Raw genomic sequence first — 14,937 nt, 5'->3', positions numbered from 1 at the left:
GTCTGGTTATGATCGCAATCATCTCAGCAGGTTTAGCTCCCGGCATCGCACTTTTAAGTTATTTTTATTTGAAAGATCAGTACGACAATGAGCCGGTACACATGGTCATCAGATCTTTTATGCTAGGTGTTATACTTGTGTTTCCAACCATGTTTATTCAATATGTCCTTCAAGAGGAGCATATCGCAACGAACCCTATCTTGATTTCATTTGTGACGTCGGGCTTCTTAGAGGAATCTTTAAAATGGTTTATTTTAATGGTCAGCGTCTATGCGCATGCCCAATTTGACGAACACTATGATGGAATTGTATATGGAACGAGTGTCTCACTTGGTTTCGCAACACTTGAAAATATTCTTTATTTGGTCGGTCACGGGGTTGAATATGCATTCACCCGTGCTTTATTACCCGTCTCAAGTCATGCTTTATTCGGTGTTGTGATGGGATTTTATATCGGCAAAGCCCGCTTCTCTGATAAAAAGGAGCAGCGCAAATGGCTGATCCTTTCTCTAACGCTTCCTGTGCTTTTTCACGGCCTATATGATTTCATATTGTTAGGAATGAAAAATTGGGGATATATCATGCTGCCATTCATGATTTTTTTATGGTGGTTTGGCCTGCGAAAAGCAAAAAAAGCTCGTTCAGTGAAAATGGTGCAAAATTTAATGTAGAAAACGTCTTATCAGTTGATAGGGCGTTTTTTTGTCTTTTCATCCATTTCTCTCCTGTGATGAATGTATAAAAATAGGGATTGGAAGAAATATATATTCAAACATCAAAAGTACAGGAGGATCAAATATGGACAAAGCTCGTTTCGTGAAAAAAATCGTCCTTATCTTCTCAATCGTTCTACTCGCAACATCACTGATGACAACTGAAAAAAGTGAAGCCTTCACCAGTCAAGTCATCCAGCGAGGTGCGACAGGAGAAGATGTAGTCGAGCTGCAAGCACGGCTCCAATACAATGGCTTTTACAATGGCAAAATTGATGGTGTATATGGCTGGGGGACGTACTGGGCCGTTCGCAACTTTCAAAGCCAATATGGTGTAAAGAAGGTCGACGGACTTGTAGGTAAACAAACAAAAAGCCTATTAGTTCAAAAGACAAAATACTATAAAGACTTTGTTCAGCAGCAGCTGCAAAAGGGGAATGAGTTTACCCATTATGGCGGGAAACCTCTTGATCAGCAAACAAAAGCTCCTGCGAAAAGAAGCTCACAAAAAAAGACTGCTCAAGGTGCGAAAGAGAATCAAAAAAGTCAAAGCGGAGCACCTGGAAAGTCTGCGAAACAGTCAGGCAATCAGCAAGCAAATCAAACACCGAAACAAACGGCAGCCAACATGCCAGGTGGTTTTTCTAGTAATGATATTCAGCTCTTATCACAAGCGGTTTATAGTGAAGCAAGGGGCGAGCCGTATGAAGGACAGGTGGCGATCGCTGCCGTCATCTTAAACCGTTTGAACAACCCGACTTTTCCAAATACAATCGCAGGAGTTATTTTTGAACCGCTTGCGTTTACAGCTGTGGCGGATGGTCAATTTTATATGTCACCAAATGACACTGCAAAAAAGGCTGTGTTTGATGCCATTAACGGCTGGGACCCGTCTGAGAGCGCCGTCTATTACTTTAACCCTGATACAGCAACAAGTCCATGGATTTGGGGAAGACCACAAATTAAACGAATTGGGAAACATATTTTCTGCGAATAGAAAGAGGTGTAAATAAATGATCAGAGGAATATTGATTGCCATTTTAGGAATTGCTGTCATCTCAACAGGTTATTGGGGCTATAAAGAGCATCAAGAAAAAGACGCAGTGCTGCTGCACGCAGAGAACAACTATCAGAGGGCCTTCCACGATTTAACGTACCAAGTGGATCAGCTGCACGACAAACTTGGGGCAACGCTTGCGATGAACAGCCAATCGTCGATTTCACCGGCACTTGCAGATGTATGGAGAATGTCATCAGAAGCACATAACAATGTGAGTCAGCTTCCGCTCACATTAATGCCTTTTAACAAAACGGAAGAATTTTTGGCGAATGTCGGAGACTTTAGCTACAAATCATCAGTTAAATCCTTATCAGATGAACCATTAAACAAAAATACGCACAAAACCATTACGTCCTTATATCAGCAAGCATCTGATATCCAAAACGAACTGAGACAAGTGCAGCACCTCGTCCTCAATAAAAATTTAAAATGGATGGATGTTGAAATGGCACTTGCTGATGGTGACCGAAAAAATGATAACACCATCATTGACGGGTTGAAAACAGTCGAGAGAAATGCAGATGCATTTGCAGATGTCGATCTCGGACCGACAAATGTGTCCACAGAAGCAGAAACACGCGGCTACAATCATTTAAAGGGTAAAAAGATTTCAAAGAAAGAAGCGATACGCATTGCCCAGCAATTCGCACCTGATCATAATCAACATTTTAAGGTGAGAAAAAGCGGAAGCAAAACCAATCGAGATGTGTACAGCTTATCGATGTCAGATCCTGATAGTAAAGCGAATTTCTATTTAGACTTGACTGAAAAAGGAGGACATCCAGTCTACCTTCTTCAAAATCGAGACGTGAAAAAACAGAAAATCAGTTTAAACCAAGCATCAGAAAAAGCACTCAGCTTCTTAAAGAAGCAAGGATTTGATGCAGAGTCATTCCATTTAGATGAAAGTGCACAATTTGATAATATCGGTGTATTTACCTATGTACCTCTTCAAAAAAATGTACTGCTGTATCCAGATAGTATACGCATGAAGGTCGCATTAGACGATGGTGAAGTGGTTGGATTTTCAGCGAAAGACTATTTAACGAATCATAAAACAAGAGACATCAAAGCACCTAAAATCTCGCAAAAAGAAGCGAAGAAAACGCTCAATCAGCATGTGAAAATCGAAGATACTCATGTAGCGATTGTTCAAAACGATATGTCAGAGGAAGTTTTATGCTATGAGTTCCTAGGAACGATAAAAAATGATACGTACCGAATGTTCATTAATGCGGATACTGGAAAAGAAGAACGAGTAGATAAACTAAAAAACGCAGAACCTATATATAAAGACCTATAAAAAAGGAAACGAGGAAAAGGCGAATAAGCCTTTTCCTTTTGTTTTATACATGGTTTAATATAGGAGAGGATATGATTTCACAGATGAAAAGAGTGATGAGGAATGTTACAAATAGGGGATGCAATCACAATTGAATATGTCAATGAGAACAAAGAAGTGAAAACTGCAAAATCGAAAGTTTTGGAAAATAATAACGATGATATTTGCATTAATTATCCAGCTGATAAAGAAACGGGACGCACGATCTATTTAAATCAGCAAACAGAAATCACCGTTTTCTTTTTCGATGAAAATCAAATTCCATACAAATGCACAAGCGAAGTCATCGGCAAGAGGAAAGAAGATATTCCGATGATCGTCATTTCCATTCCGCCAAAAGAAGAAATGATTCGGCTTCAGCGTAGAGAATACCTGAGAGTCGATACAATGGTCAAAACCGCGATCACGCAAACGGGTGAAGAATCCTTTGACACGTTTATTGTCAATATGAGTGCTGGCGGCTTAGCAATTGCTGTTCCTGAAGGTGTCTCATTGAAAGAATACGGAGAAGTGATCACAGAGTTTGAACTTCCGCTGAAAGAGCCTGTTAAAATTAAAGCGGTTGCAGAGATGAGCCGAGTTTATCAAGATGAGCAGACTGGCAAAACAAGAGCGATCATGGAGTTTTCTGAGATCACAAATGATCAGCAGCAGCACATTATGAAGTACTGCTTCCAGCAGCAGCTTTTAACACGTGTGAAAAAAGCATAAGAATAAAGGATGTTAAAAGCTTCCATACTAGAGGTAATAGAATCTAGCGTGGAGGCTTTTTGTATGAAAACAATGGAAAGATGGTTATTTAAAGCGGTGCTCATTCAGCTTGTCTTATTATTAGCCATTCAGATCACACTTCATTTGACAAAAGGAGAACTATTTTTGTCAAAAGTCGTGCAATACGAGGGTGTAAATAACATGAGCATTGAAGATTGGATCGAGACGTTTAAGCAGAAGGATTGATAGAAAATTCCCCCGTTTGACCGGTGATCGTGTTACAATTCATAAGGGAGATTCAATCAAGGAGAGGTATTATGAAAAAGAAATTATCTATCGCAATTGACGGTCCTGCAGCAGCAGGAAAAAGCACTGTGGCAAAAATTGTCGCAGCAAAAAAATCATATATTTATATCGATACAGGTGCCATGTACCGCGCGATTACGCTTGCGGCACTTCACCATGGTGTAGATCTTGAAGACGAGCAGGCGCTTGATGCACTACTAAAGAAAACGGTGATTGAACTTGTCTCAACAGGCGAGGGTCAAAAAGTGCATCTAGACAATACCGATGTGACAGAAGAGATTCGCACAGACCGCGTGAGCAACCAAGTATCGGTTGTCGCAAAGCACAGAGCTGTTCGGGAAGAAATGGTCCGCAGGCAGCAAGAGCTTGGTAAAAAAGGCGGTGTCGTGATGGACGGAAGAGACATAGGTACTCACGTTCTTCCAGATGCCGAAGTGAAAATTTTCTTGCTTGCATCTGTAGAAGAAAGAGCAAAACGCCGCTTTGAAGAGAATCAGAAAAAAGGCTACGATGTCAATTACGATCAGCTGATCGAAGAGATTGCAAGACGTGACAAGCTTGACTCTGAGCGCGAAGTTTCACCGCTTAAGAAAGCGGATGACGCCATTGAGATTGACACAACTTCTCTTACCATTCAAGAGGTAGCAGGTAAAATTTTAGATGCAGCAGACCGTGTGGAGAAACTGTAAGAAATTTTAGAAAACTTTTATAAGTTAGAGGTTTATCTCTTGACAAACAAGGTCTTTTATTAGAAGTTTATACTAATACTATTTTTATTGATCATTCAAGCAATTCTGTTGATTTGAATGTTTCTATAATACATACTCGGCTGGCAATCATCATGCTTAAGACACATATTCACCCAGTCGTTTTAACTAAGCTGTGTAGGTTTGGACCAAGGAGGTTATCGAAATGACAGAGGAAATGAATCAAATCGATGTTCAGGTACCAGAGGTTGGAGATGTAGTGAAAGGGATTGTTTCTAAAGTTGAGGACAAGCATGTCAATGTAGATATCGTCAATGTGAAACAACCTGGGATCATCCCAATCAGTGAATTATCAAGTCTTCACGTTGAAAAAGCATCAGATGTCGTGAAAGATGGCGACGAATTAGAGCTTAAAGTAACAAAAGTCGAAGACGATGCTTTGATTTTATCGAAACGTGCTGTTGATGCAGACCGCGCTTGGGAAGACCTAGAGAAAAAGTTTGAAACAAAAGAAGTATTTGAAGCTGAAGTAAAAGACGTTGTAAAAGGTGGTCTTGTCGTAGACATTGGTGTGCGTGGATTTATTCCTGCATCTCTTGTAGAAGCGCACTATGTTGAGGACTTTTCAGACTACAAAGGTAAAACACTCTCACTTGTCGTGGTCGAACTTGACCGCGAAAAAAATCGTGTGATTCTCTCGCACCGTGCAGTAGTGGAGCAAGAGCAATTAGACAAAAAGCAAGACTTCTTGCAAAAACTTGAAGTAGGCAGTGTGATTGATGGTAAAGTGCAACGCCTTACTGATTTTGGTGCATTTGTAGACATTGGCGGCATTGATGGATTGGTTCACATTTCTCAACTATCCCATGCGCATGTTGAAAAGCCATCTGACGTAGTGGAAGAAGGCCAGGAAGTCCAGGTCAAAGTACTTGCTGTTGATCGTGATAACGAACGTATCTCACTATCTATTAAAGAAACATTACCAGGACCTTGGAGCCAGATTGGTGAAAAGGTAAAACAAGGTGATGTGCTTGAAGGAACTGTTCAACGTCTAGTAAGCTTTGGTGCATTTGTTGAAATTCTGCCAGGCGTCGAAGGACTTGTGCATATTTCTCAAATCTCTCATAAACATATCGGTACGCCGCATGAAGTCCTTGAAGAAGGGCAGACTGTGAAAGTAAAAGTGCTTGATGTGAATGAAGATGAAGAACGCATTTCACTAAGCATCCGTGATTTAGAAGAAAATCCTGAAAAACAAATCGAAGAGAATTATCGTCAATATCAGGCGAAAGAAGAAAACACAAGTGGATTCCAGCTTGGTGACCTGATCGGAGATAAGCTCAATAAATTAAAATAATTTGGTGATCAAAATTGACGCGAGCAGAAAGAAAGAAGCAGCATATTGAACATGCCTTGTCCACTGGACAGCATGCAGCAACAGGTTTAAAAGATGTTTCCTTCGTTCACGCCAGTTTACCAGATCTTGCAACATCACAAATTGATACACATTCAACAATTGGCGGACTGACTTTCGGTTCGCCAATTTTTATCAATGCAATGACTGGCGGAGGCGGAAAATCGACCTATGAGATTAATCGCTCTTTATCGATCGCAGCGAAGGAAACCAATATTCCGGTGGCAGTTGGATCGCAAATGGCTGCACTGAAAGATAAAGAAGAAAGACGTACGTATGAAGTTGTTCGTAAAGTGAATCCAGATGGAATTGTCTTTGCGAACTTAGGCAGTGAGGCAACGATGAAGCAAGCGAAGGAAGCCGTTGAGATGCTGGAGGCCAATATTCTCCAGATTCATTTAAATGTGATTCAAGAGATTGTCATGCCTGAAGGAGACCGTGATTTCAGGGGGGCACTTGAGCGCATCGCAGCCATCAATGAATCAGTTGGTGTGCCTGTTGTCGTAAAAGAAGTTGGATTTGGCATGAGCAAGGAAACGGCCAAAAAGTTATTTCATGCTGGGGTTGCGGCCGTTGATGTAGGCGGATTTGGTGGTACGAACTTTTCTAAGATCGAAAATCTTCGCCGCCAAAAAGCACTTCATTATTTTGATCAATGGGGGATTCCAACTGCAGCGAGTCTTGCTGAAGTACATACAAGTTTTCCAGATCAAACGATTTTAGCCTCGGGAGGTATACAAGACGCCCTTGATGTAACAAAATCAATCGCACTTGGCGCATCGGCTGCTGGTCTAGCTGGCTTTTTCTTAAAATCACTGACTGACGGAGGGGAGAGCGGTCTCATCGCGAATATCATAGATCTTCAAGAAGATGTGAAGATGATGATGACAGTTCTTGGCGTGAAGACCATTGAAGAGCTGAGACAAACCCAACTTGTCATTTCAGGTGAAACAAGTCATTGGCTCAAAGAAAGAGGCATCGACACAACGTACTATAGTTTAAGATCAAATAAGAAAAAGGACTAAAAGCAAGTTTAGCCCTTAAACATCTAAGGCATGTGGTCATCACATGCCTTTTTTTATTGATTTCTTTTTCGCGCACTATCTGGACCTTCTAATGCTGTTGCCCCTTTATAATGAATGGATTGATCACGGTCAGATTCCACTCTTTTTGATGCCTTTAAGCGTTTTTCCTGTCTATCTTTTCCCATCATACATCCCTCCTCAACCATTAGGGTGTCACCTCTTGTTTATTTCATACAATGCCCAAAGCGATCCCTTACGTTTAAAAATTGGGGATTTTCCCATAATGTAATTGAGGTGATGAGACGTTGGAGGCTTTGTACTATTATTGGTCCATATGGTTCGTTTGGATTATCGTGACATTTATTATGGAAAAAAGCTCATGGCGCAATGTGCTAGGCGTCTTTGTCCTTGTCCATATTATATGTAGTCATTTCATGATGTCCATATTTGATATGAGCCTGAATGCGGGGTACTTGATGACCTTTTTATATGCATGTGCGGGTTTCGTTATATTCCGGTCCGGGCATCAAATAATGAGAATCATACAATTAGGTTCTATGGTGAGCGCATATGCCTTTTTTATGATTTTTGCATTATATGATCCGGTTTGGTTCACGCTAATAAAAGTGGATTGGGTCGTATTTGCCTTGCTGATCTTGATGTCTTTGACATATGGACATCATTTTACAGAACGAGTCACCCTATGGATGATGGCTGTATGTCTTGGCGAAGCCCTTTATGCGCTCACAATTCACCGCCTGACATCATCGATTGTCATTGGAGATCTCTCTTTTCTGTCCCTTGTTGTTCAAGGGTCCATCTTCCTATTAGGTGTCGATCAGCTTGAAAAGCTCTTGAACGCCCGTTCATCAAGAAAACCAGTAAAAGGGGCTGCAAAATCAACATGACGGATTATACGTTTCCTGTGATTATTGGTGTCATCTTTGGGATGGCGGCCAGGCTTTATATGTTAAGAACAGATTACCGGCAATACCCTACGTATATTCATGGACAAGTGATTCACATTGCGCTTGGTTTTATCGCTTCAGGACTTGGTGCGATCATTATGCCTGCACTCATTCAGGAGGAATTTACGGCGATTACCTTTCTCACGCTGGCGGCCACGCAATTCCGAGATGTCCGCAATATGGAAAGAAATACGTTAACTCAAATGGATTCATATGAGCTAGTCTCAAGAGGCAGTACATATATAGAAGGCATTGCCATTGCCTTTGAAAGCCGAAATTATATTGCGATTCTCACGGCACTGATTACGACCACAGCCTGTATTTTCTTCTCGCTCGTTATTGGGACAGTGGTCGGTATTCTTTGTTTTTTCTTGGCAAAGCTATTAATGTCTGGCAGCCAATTAAAGGATATTGTCAACATACAAAAAGGAGAGCTTCGCTTTGATGGGGCAGGGCTCTATGTGAACGATATTTACATCATGAATATCGGACTGCCCGAAAAGCAAAAGCTCATATTAGAGCATGGGATGGGCTTTATTTTGACACCGAAAAATTTCAACGCAGCCACAACGATTGCCAACCTTGGGCAGCGGCAAGCCATTTTATTTGATTTATCCAATGTACTTGGTGTGTATCGCGACTCTGGTGAACCATCACTCTGTCCGCTCGCAAAGCGTGATTTGAATAACGGCACACTTGGCGTGTTCATTTTACCGCAATGGTATCGTGAAGATCTCGCTGTCCGTGTATTAGAAGAAGTACCCATTTTAGAAAATGCCATCAGAATGCCGACAGAGTTCATAAAAAAGAAAGTGAGGTAATAGGGCATGGCGAACACCATTGAACAATTTATACTCGCTGTGGCTACAACAAATAAAGAGCGGGTCATGGGCGGAACAGCCGTTTTTTTCTGTGAAAATAAAGAAGAACTCGACATGTACGCCATGAATTTAGAGGCCATTTTAGATGGAATTGCACACGGAATTGGAGAAGATCTTTACTTGATTGTCAAACATTTTTAAGTTATTCATTGTGGTCTGATTAAAAATTGATATAATATATAAGTTGAACCCTTCATGTTTGAAGGGTTTATTTCATAAAACTGAATGAAAATTTTAAATCCCGGTTGAAACATGATGATGAACATATTGAATCGCGGCTGGATTGAAAGGAAGGGTACTATGGGTAAACCTGTCGTAGCCATTGTTGGAAGGCCCAACGTTGGAAAATCTACAATTTTTAATCGAATCGCAGGCGAAAGAATATCGATTGTAGAAGACACACCTGGTGTAACAAGAGATCGTATTTATAGCTCTGCTGAATGGTTAAATTATGACTTTAACTTAATAGATACTGGTGGAATTGATATTGGAGATGAGCCATTTTTAGCGCAAATTCGCCATCAAGCAGAAATTGCAATGGATGAAGCGGATGTCATTATCTTTATGGTGAATGGCCGAGATGGTGTGACATCAGCGGATGAAGAAGTCGCAAAAATTTTATATCGCACGAAAAAGCCAGTTGTACTTGCTGTCAATAAACTGGACAACCCTGAAATGAGAAGTGACGTGTATGACTTTTATGCACTAGGGTTTGGCGAGCCATATCCGATTTCTGGAACGCACGGATTAGGTCTTGGTGATCTACTTGATGCTGTTGCAGAACACTTTAAGAACTTACCAGATACGCAGTATGACGAACAAGTTGTCCAGTTCTGCTTAATCGGTCGCCCGAATGTAGGGAAATCTTCTTTAGTGAATGCGATGCTCGGAGAAGACCGCGTCATTGTCAGCAACATCGCTGGTACAACAAGAGATGCTGTCGATACGATGTTTACGTACAATCAGCGTGATTTTGTCATTGTTGATACAGCAGGTATGAGAAAAAAAGGAAAAGTATACGAAACAACAGAGAAATACAGTGTGCTTCGTGCATTAAAAGCCATTGATCGTTCTGATGTTGTCGCTGTTGTTCTAGACGGTGAAGAAGGCATTATTGAGCAGGATAAACGTATTGCGGGCTATGCACACGAAGCTGGTAAAGCCGTTGTAATCGTTGTGAACAAATGGGACGCTGTTGAAAAAGATGAGCGTACGATGAAGGAATTTGAGCAAAACATTCGTGAGCATTTTCAATTCCTAGATTATGCTCCTGTCTTGTTTATGTCTGCTCTCACGAAAAAGAGAATTCATACGTTAATGCCGTCCATTATTACAGCTAGTGAAAATCATGCGATGCGCGTTCAAACGAATATTTTGAACGATATCATCATGGATGCAGTAGCAATGAATCCAACGCCGACTCATAATGGACAGCGCCTGAAAATTTACTATGCGACACAGGTGGCGATTAAGCCTCCGTCCTTTGTTGTATTTGTAAACGATCCAGAGCTTATGCACTTTTCTTATGAACGTTTCCTAGAAAATCGCATTCGAGATGCGTTTGGTTTTGAAGGAACACCGATTAAAATATTTGCGAGAGCGAGAAAATAAAAAGGGTGAGCAGAATGAAGAAAATTTCAGTACTTGGAGCAGGAAGCTGGGGAACAGCCCTTGCTCTTGTATTAGCTGATAATCATCATGATGTACACATGTGGGGACATAGACAAGAGCTCATTGACCAAATCAATGAGAAACATGAAAATCATGATTACTTGCCAAATGTCGCACTGCCGGTGTCTATTCAGGCGACGACAGACATGAAGCAGGCGTTAGAGGGGACAGACGCTATTATTGTCGCTGTGCCAACAAAGGCCATTCGTGAAGTGTTGAAGCAGGCAAATGAGCTGATTACGTCGAAAGTGCCGTTTGTCCATGTAAGTAAAGGAATTGAACCAGATACACTTCTGAGAATATCTCAAATGATTGAACAAGAAGTCCCGGATGAGAAAAGAGAAGCTGTCGTCGTCTTATCAGGACCGAGCCACGCCGAGGAAGTAGGCTTGCGTCACCCGACAACTGTCACTGTCTCATCAGAAAATATTGAAGCGGCTCAATTTGTTCAAGATTTGTTCATGAACAACAACTTTAGAGTTTATACAAACCCTGATGTGATTGGTGTAGAAATTGGCGGCGCACTGAAAAATATCATTGCTCTTGCGGCAGGGATCACAGACGGGCTTGGATATGGTGACAATGCAAAAGCGGCGCTCATCACTAGAGGACTCGCTGAAATCGCACGTCTCGGTACAAAAATGGGAGGGAATCCTCTGACATTTGCCGGTTTAACGGGCGTTGGAGATTTGATCGTGACATGTACAAGTGTTCATTCACGTAACTGGCGCTGCGGAAATCTGCTTGGTAAAGGGTATAAGCTTGAAGAAGTGCTTGAAAAAATGGGGATGGTCGTCGAAGGCGTCCGTACAACAAAAGGCGCTTATCAGCTCTCCAAAGAATACAAGGTCACCATGCCGATCACAGAGGCGCTTTACCACGTCCTGTTTGAAGGGAAAAAGGTCGACGATGCGGTCGAATCATTGATGGCACGTGTGAAAACACATGAAATGGAAGACCTTGTGAACATGTTTGAAAACCAAACAAAATAAATGGAAGACTGAACTTAGGCATGTAGAGGATGCAAGAAGGGGAAGACTTGCATAACATAGCAATGAAGTTTGAATAGAGCTTTGCCTCTACAGAATGAGGAAAAATAGTCGACCTAATGACTGAAGCGGAGTCCCCCTCTTTGCTTCAGTTTTTTTATGCGCTTTTTTCTGAATGATTGGAAAAATGATTGATATTTACCTTATTTTTGGTTTAGAATGAAATATAAACGCTTACAATTTGTTCGTTTTAAAGGGGGACAGGCACGATGAGTTTTGCTTTAATCAAGATGTGGTTTGCACTTGGTTCAATGGGGCTCATGTTTTTAGCTGTAGTAACCATTTATTTCAGTCGATTTAAGCTGAAGAGCCGGTTTCTTAAAATAACAGCCTCGACCGTCGCATACAGCTTGATGCTGATATCAGGTATCATTGTGTTTTTAGTTGTATTTAGCGGGCCGGTCAATGAATAAAGAAAAAGGAAGAATGTGATGATCAAAGCAAAAGTCAGTGTCACGTTGTTAGCACTTATTTTACTAACAGGATGTCTGTATCCAGAAAATCGCAAAACTGAAAACCGTGTGCCGTACGAAGAGCAACTGCAAAGCGTTCAGACAGCGATTGAGGAATTTCAAAAAGCAACAAATGGTCTTTTGCCGATTGAAACGAAAGAAGCAGACACGCCGGTTTATCAAAAGTACGTCATCGACTTTAAGCGCTTGTCACCAAGATATTTACACGATGTACCGTCTACATCCTTTGAAGGCGGAGGGGAATATATGTATGTCCTCACAGACGTCGAAAAAAACCCAACTGTGAAACTGCTTGATGTCAAAATGACGCAAACCATCAGTGAATTACGGCTTAGAATCAAAATATATCAAGATGAACATACATATCCGCCATACGGCAAAGTAGTATCAAACAATTTATATACGTTAAATGAAAAAAAGCTAGGCTTAAAATCGCCGCCTACGGTCATGAGCCCGGTGACAGGGAATTCCCTCCCATTACTGATTTCATCAAATGGCGAAATCTATGTGGATTACCGCAGTGATTTTGCTCATATTTTGAAGAATACGAAACGAAAGCTGAAACCAGGTGAAAACATTCAAGATGTCTATTGGCAGGAAACCCCGTTTGTACCCGCGTTTTCTGTCCCATATACCATCAACAAAAAAGGTGAGCCTGACTTTTTAGAAAAAAAGACGTCATAAACAAGAATGAACCTTTTTCCTCTGCATATAAATGAGGAGAAAGGTTTTTTTATGGCTAAACATACTCTCAAAACAAAAAAAGGTGTCATATTCAAATAGGACAACGTCATACACATATATTGTCCAGACACCTTTCAAGCAAGTTTGATTGAAGAATAGAGTATTTTATTTGAAAACGAGGATAGCAAGTCCGGGAGGGGATCACTTGGAAAAAGTCGATATTTTCAAGGATATCGCTGAACGAACAGGAGGCGATATATATTTAGGAGTCGTTGGCGCTGTTCGTACAGGGAAATCTACGTTTATTAAAAAGTTTATGGAGCTCGTGGTGCTCCCGAATATCAATAATGAGGCAGATCGTGCAAGAGCACAGGATGAATTGCCGCAAAGCGCAGCAGGAAAAACCATTATGACCACTGAGCCAAAATTTGTACCGAATCAAGCGGCATCGATTCATGTGAGTGACGGTCTTGATGTCAACATCAGGCTTGTCGATTGTGTAGGATACACAGTCCCTGGTGCGCGCGGGTATGAAGATGAAAATGGTCCAAGAATGATCAACACGCCGTGGTATGAAGAGCCAATTCCGTTCCATGAAGCAGCGGAAATTGGCACACGCAAGGTCATTCAAGAGCATTCAACCATCGGTGTTGTGATTACAACGGATGGTTCTATTGGAGAAATTCCAAGACATGATTATATTGAATCTGAAGAACGTGTGATTGATGAACTCAAAGAGGTAGGAAAGCCGTTTATTATGGTGATCAACTCTGTGAGACCCTATCATCCTGAAACAGAAGCGCTGCGGCAGGAACTGAGCCAAAAATATGATATTCCAGTACTCTCCATGAGTGTAGAAAGTATGAGAGAGCAAGACGTCCTTAGTGTGCTTCGTGAAGCATTATATGAATTCCCAGTCCTAGAGGTGAATGTGAACCTGCCAAGCTGGGTCATGGTGTTGAAAGAAGATCATTGGCTGAGAGAAAGCTATCAGGACTCAGTGAAGGAAACCGTAAAGGATATTAAAAGATTAAGAGATGTTGACCGTGTTGTTGGCCAGTTCAGTGAATTTGACTTTATTGAAAGAGCGGGCTTAGCAGGGATTGAAATGGGTCAAGGGATTGCGGAGATTGACCTGTACGCCCCAGATGATCTATATGATCATATTCTAAAAGAAGTGGTTGGTGTAGAAATTAGAGGGAAAGACCATCTTCTAGAGCTCATGCAAGATTTTGCGCATGCGAAGACAGAATATGATCAAGTATCAGATGCCTTAAAAATGGTGAAGCAGACGGGATACGGAATTGCGGCTCCGGCCTTGTCAGATATGAGTTTAGATGAGCCAGAAATCATTAGACAGGGCTCGAGATTCGGCGTAAGACTAAAGGCGGTTGCGCCATCTATTCATATGATTAAGGTAGATGTAGAAAGTGAATTTGCACCGATTATCGGAACAGAGAAACAAAGTGAAGAGCTCGTCCGCTACTTAATGCAAGACTTTGAAGATGATCCGCTTTCGATTTGGAATTCAGATATATTTGGGCGCTCACTCAGCTCCCTTGTCAGAGAAGGCATTCAAGCAAAGCTGTCACTGATGCCAGAAAATGCAAGATATAAACTGAAAGAAACACTTGAAAGAATTATCAACGAAGGATCAGGCGGTTTGATCGCGATTATTCTATAGCATGTGAGACCTCTCATTGACAGGGGTCTTTTTTTGCGTAAGGAATGAGTCATAAAAAGACAATTGTATAAAGATTAGTCAGATTCAGGCTGAAATTAGGAATATTCGTTCGTAAAAGTGCCCTTAATCCTTGACGAATAAGGATTCTTCCCTTTAAAATGCTTGATATGGTATTTCATATGTGTTAATCTACTTACAGAAAATCTTCACTTTGCTGGACAAACATTCCTTCAAAGAGTTGTTTTCTAA

Annotated in this window: 17 protein-coding genes; 16 read left to right on the top strand and 1 reads right to left on the bottom strand. The window is 41.2% G+C overall.

All coding sequences use genetic code 11. The features are described from left to right. Positions 1-8 precede the first annotated feature (8 nt). The 8 genes from prsW (at position 9) to fni (ending at position 7,278) form a co-directional block, all read left to right on the top strand. Positions 9-671 (top strand): glutamic-type intramembrane protease PrsW, encoded by a 663-nt coding sequence (gene prsW, locus MHB79_RS10485; protein ID WP_003215795.1) that lies wholly within the window; start codon positions 9-11, stop codon positions 669-671. Positions 672-798: 127 nt separating this feature from the next. After that, positions 799-1,710, top strand: coding sequence for a spore cortex-lytic enzyme (gene sleB / locus MHB79_RS10480; protein WP_340989700.1), 912 nt, complete (start codon positions 799-801; stop codon positions 1,708-1,710). Positions 1,711-1,726: 16 nt separating this feature from the next. After that, entirely contained in the window at positions 1,727-3,076 is a 1,350-nt protein-coding gene (gene ypeB / locus MHB79_RS10475; RefSeq protein WP_003215550.1) for a germination protein YpeB, read from the top strand. A 102-nt stretch (positions 3,077-3,178) separates the two neighbouring features. Beyond that, positions 3,179-3,826, top strand: a complete 648-nt coding sequence (locus tag MHB79_RS10470; RefSeq protein WP_268458326.1) for a flagellar brake protein — start codon at positions 3,179-3,181, stop codon at positions 3,824-3,826. Between the two features lie 63 nt (positions 3,827-3,889). Continuing rightward, positions 3,890-4,072 carry a DUF5359 family protein gene (locus MHB79_RS10465; RefSeq protein WP_340989698.1) on the top strand — a complete coding sequence of 61 codons (183 nt, stop codon included), beginning with the start codon at positions 3,890-3,892 and terminating at the stop codon, positions 4,070-4,072. Between the two features lie 71 nt (positions 4,073-4,143). Further along, complete coding sequence (cmk, locus tag MHB79_RS10460; RefSeq protein WP_003216003.1) at positions 4,144-4,821, top strand: (d)CMP kinase; 678 nt, start codon at positions 4,144-4,146, stop codon at positions 4,819-4,821. A 223-nt stretch (positions 4,822-5,044) separates the two neighbouring features. Then, complete coding sequence (gene rpsA / locus MHB79_RS10455) at positions 5,045-6,196, top strand: 30S ribosomal protein S1 (protein ID WP_003215529.1); 1,152 nt, start codon at positions 5,045-5,047, stop codon at positions 6,194-6,196. Between the two features lie 14 nt (positions 6,197-6,210). After that, positions 6,211-7,278 (top strand): type 2 isopentenyl-diphosphate Delta-isomerase, encoded by a 1,068-nt coding sequence (gene fni / locus MHB79_RS10450; protein ID WP_335365610.1) that lies wholly within the window; start codon positions 6,211-6,213, stop codon positions 7,276-7,278. A 53-nt stretch (positions 7,279-7,331) separates the two neighbouring features. Here fni and MHB79_RS10445 read toward each other — a convergent pair whose 3' ends face one another. Continuing rightward, the gene (locus MHB79_RS10445; protein ID WP_003215762.1) at positions 7,332-7,463 is read right to left on the bottom strand and encodes a YpzI family protein; all 132 of its coding nucleotides are present in this window, start codon (positions 7,461-7,463) and stop codon (positions 7,332-7,334) included. 120 nt (positions 7,464-7,583) lie between these two features. On the opposite strand from MHB79_RS10445, the gene MHB79_RS10440 reads away from it, so the two are divergent. From MHB79_RS10440 to spoIVA, 8 genes are all read left to right on the top strand, one after another. Further along, complete coding sequence (locus tag MHB79_RS10440) at positions 7,584-8,186, top strand: YphA family membrane protein (RefSeq protein WP_321999303.1); 603 nt, start codon at positions 7,584-7,586, stop codon at positions 8,184-8,186. Further along, positions 8,183-9,067, top strand: coding sequence for a YIEGIA family protein (locus MHB79_RS10435; RefSeq protein ID WP_003215905.1), 885 nt, complete (start codon positions 8,183-8,185; stop codon positions 9,065-9,067). Before MHB79_RS10440 ends, MHB79_RS10435 begins: the two co-directional genes overlap by 4 nt. Before the next feature lie 6 nt (positions 9,068-9,073). Beyond that, on the top strand, positions 9,074-9,268 hold the full coding sequence (locus MHB79_RS10430) for a capping complex subunit for YIEGIA (protein ID WP_003215794.1): 195 nt from the start codon (positions 9,074-9,076) through the stop codon (positions 9,266-9,268). 159 nt (positions 9,269-9,427) lie between these two features. After that, a complete protein-coding gene (gene der, locus MHB79_RS10425; protein WP_003215663.1) occupies positions 9,428-10,738 on the top strand; it encodes a ribosome biogenesis GTPase Der in 1,311 nt (436 codons plus the stop codon). Positions 10,739-10,752: 14 nt separating this feature from the next. Beyond that, entirely contained in the window at positions 10,753-11,790 is a 1,038-nt protein-coding gene (locus MHB79_RS10420) for an NAD(P)H-dependent glycerol-3-phosphate dehydrogenase (protein WP_340989693.1), read from the top strand. Positions 11,791-12,056: 266 nt separating this feature from the next. After that, entirely contained in the window at positions 12,057-12,260 is a 204-nt protein-coding gene (locus MHB79_RS10415; protein ID WP_034318888.1) for a DUF2768 domain-containing protein, read from the top strand. An 18-nt stretch (positions 12,261-12,278) separates the two neighbouring features. Beyond that, complete coding sequence (locus MHB79_RS10410; protein WP_003215852.1) at positions 12,279-13,004, top strand: hypothetical protein; 726 nt, start codon at positions 12,279-12,281, stop codon at positions 13,002-13,004. A 205-nt stretch (positions 13,005-13,209) separates the two neighbouring features. Further along, the gene (gene spoIVA, locus MHB79_RS10405) at positions 13,210-14,688 is read left to right on the top strand and encodes a stage IV sporulation protein A (RefSeq protein WP_003215616.1); all 1,479 of its coding nucleotides are present in this window, start codon (positions 13,210-13,212) and stop codon (positions 14,686-14,688) included. Positions 14,689-14,937: the final 249 nt, after the last annotated feature.

The sequence above is a fragment of the Bacillus sp. FSL M7-0558 genome, from assembly GCF_038003245.1.
Lineage (GTDB): Bacteria > Bacillota > Bacilli > Bacillales > Bacillaceae > Bacillus > Bacillus pumilus.
The sequence above is the reverse complement of the archived record's forward strand: the minus strand, read 5'-3'. Positions and strand labels throughout refer to the sequence as shown.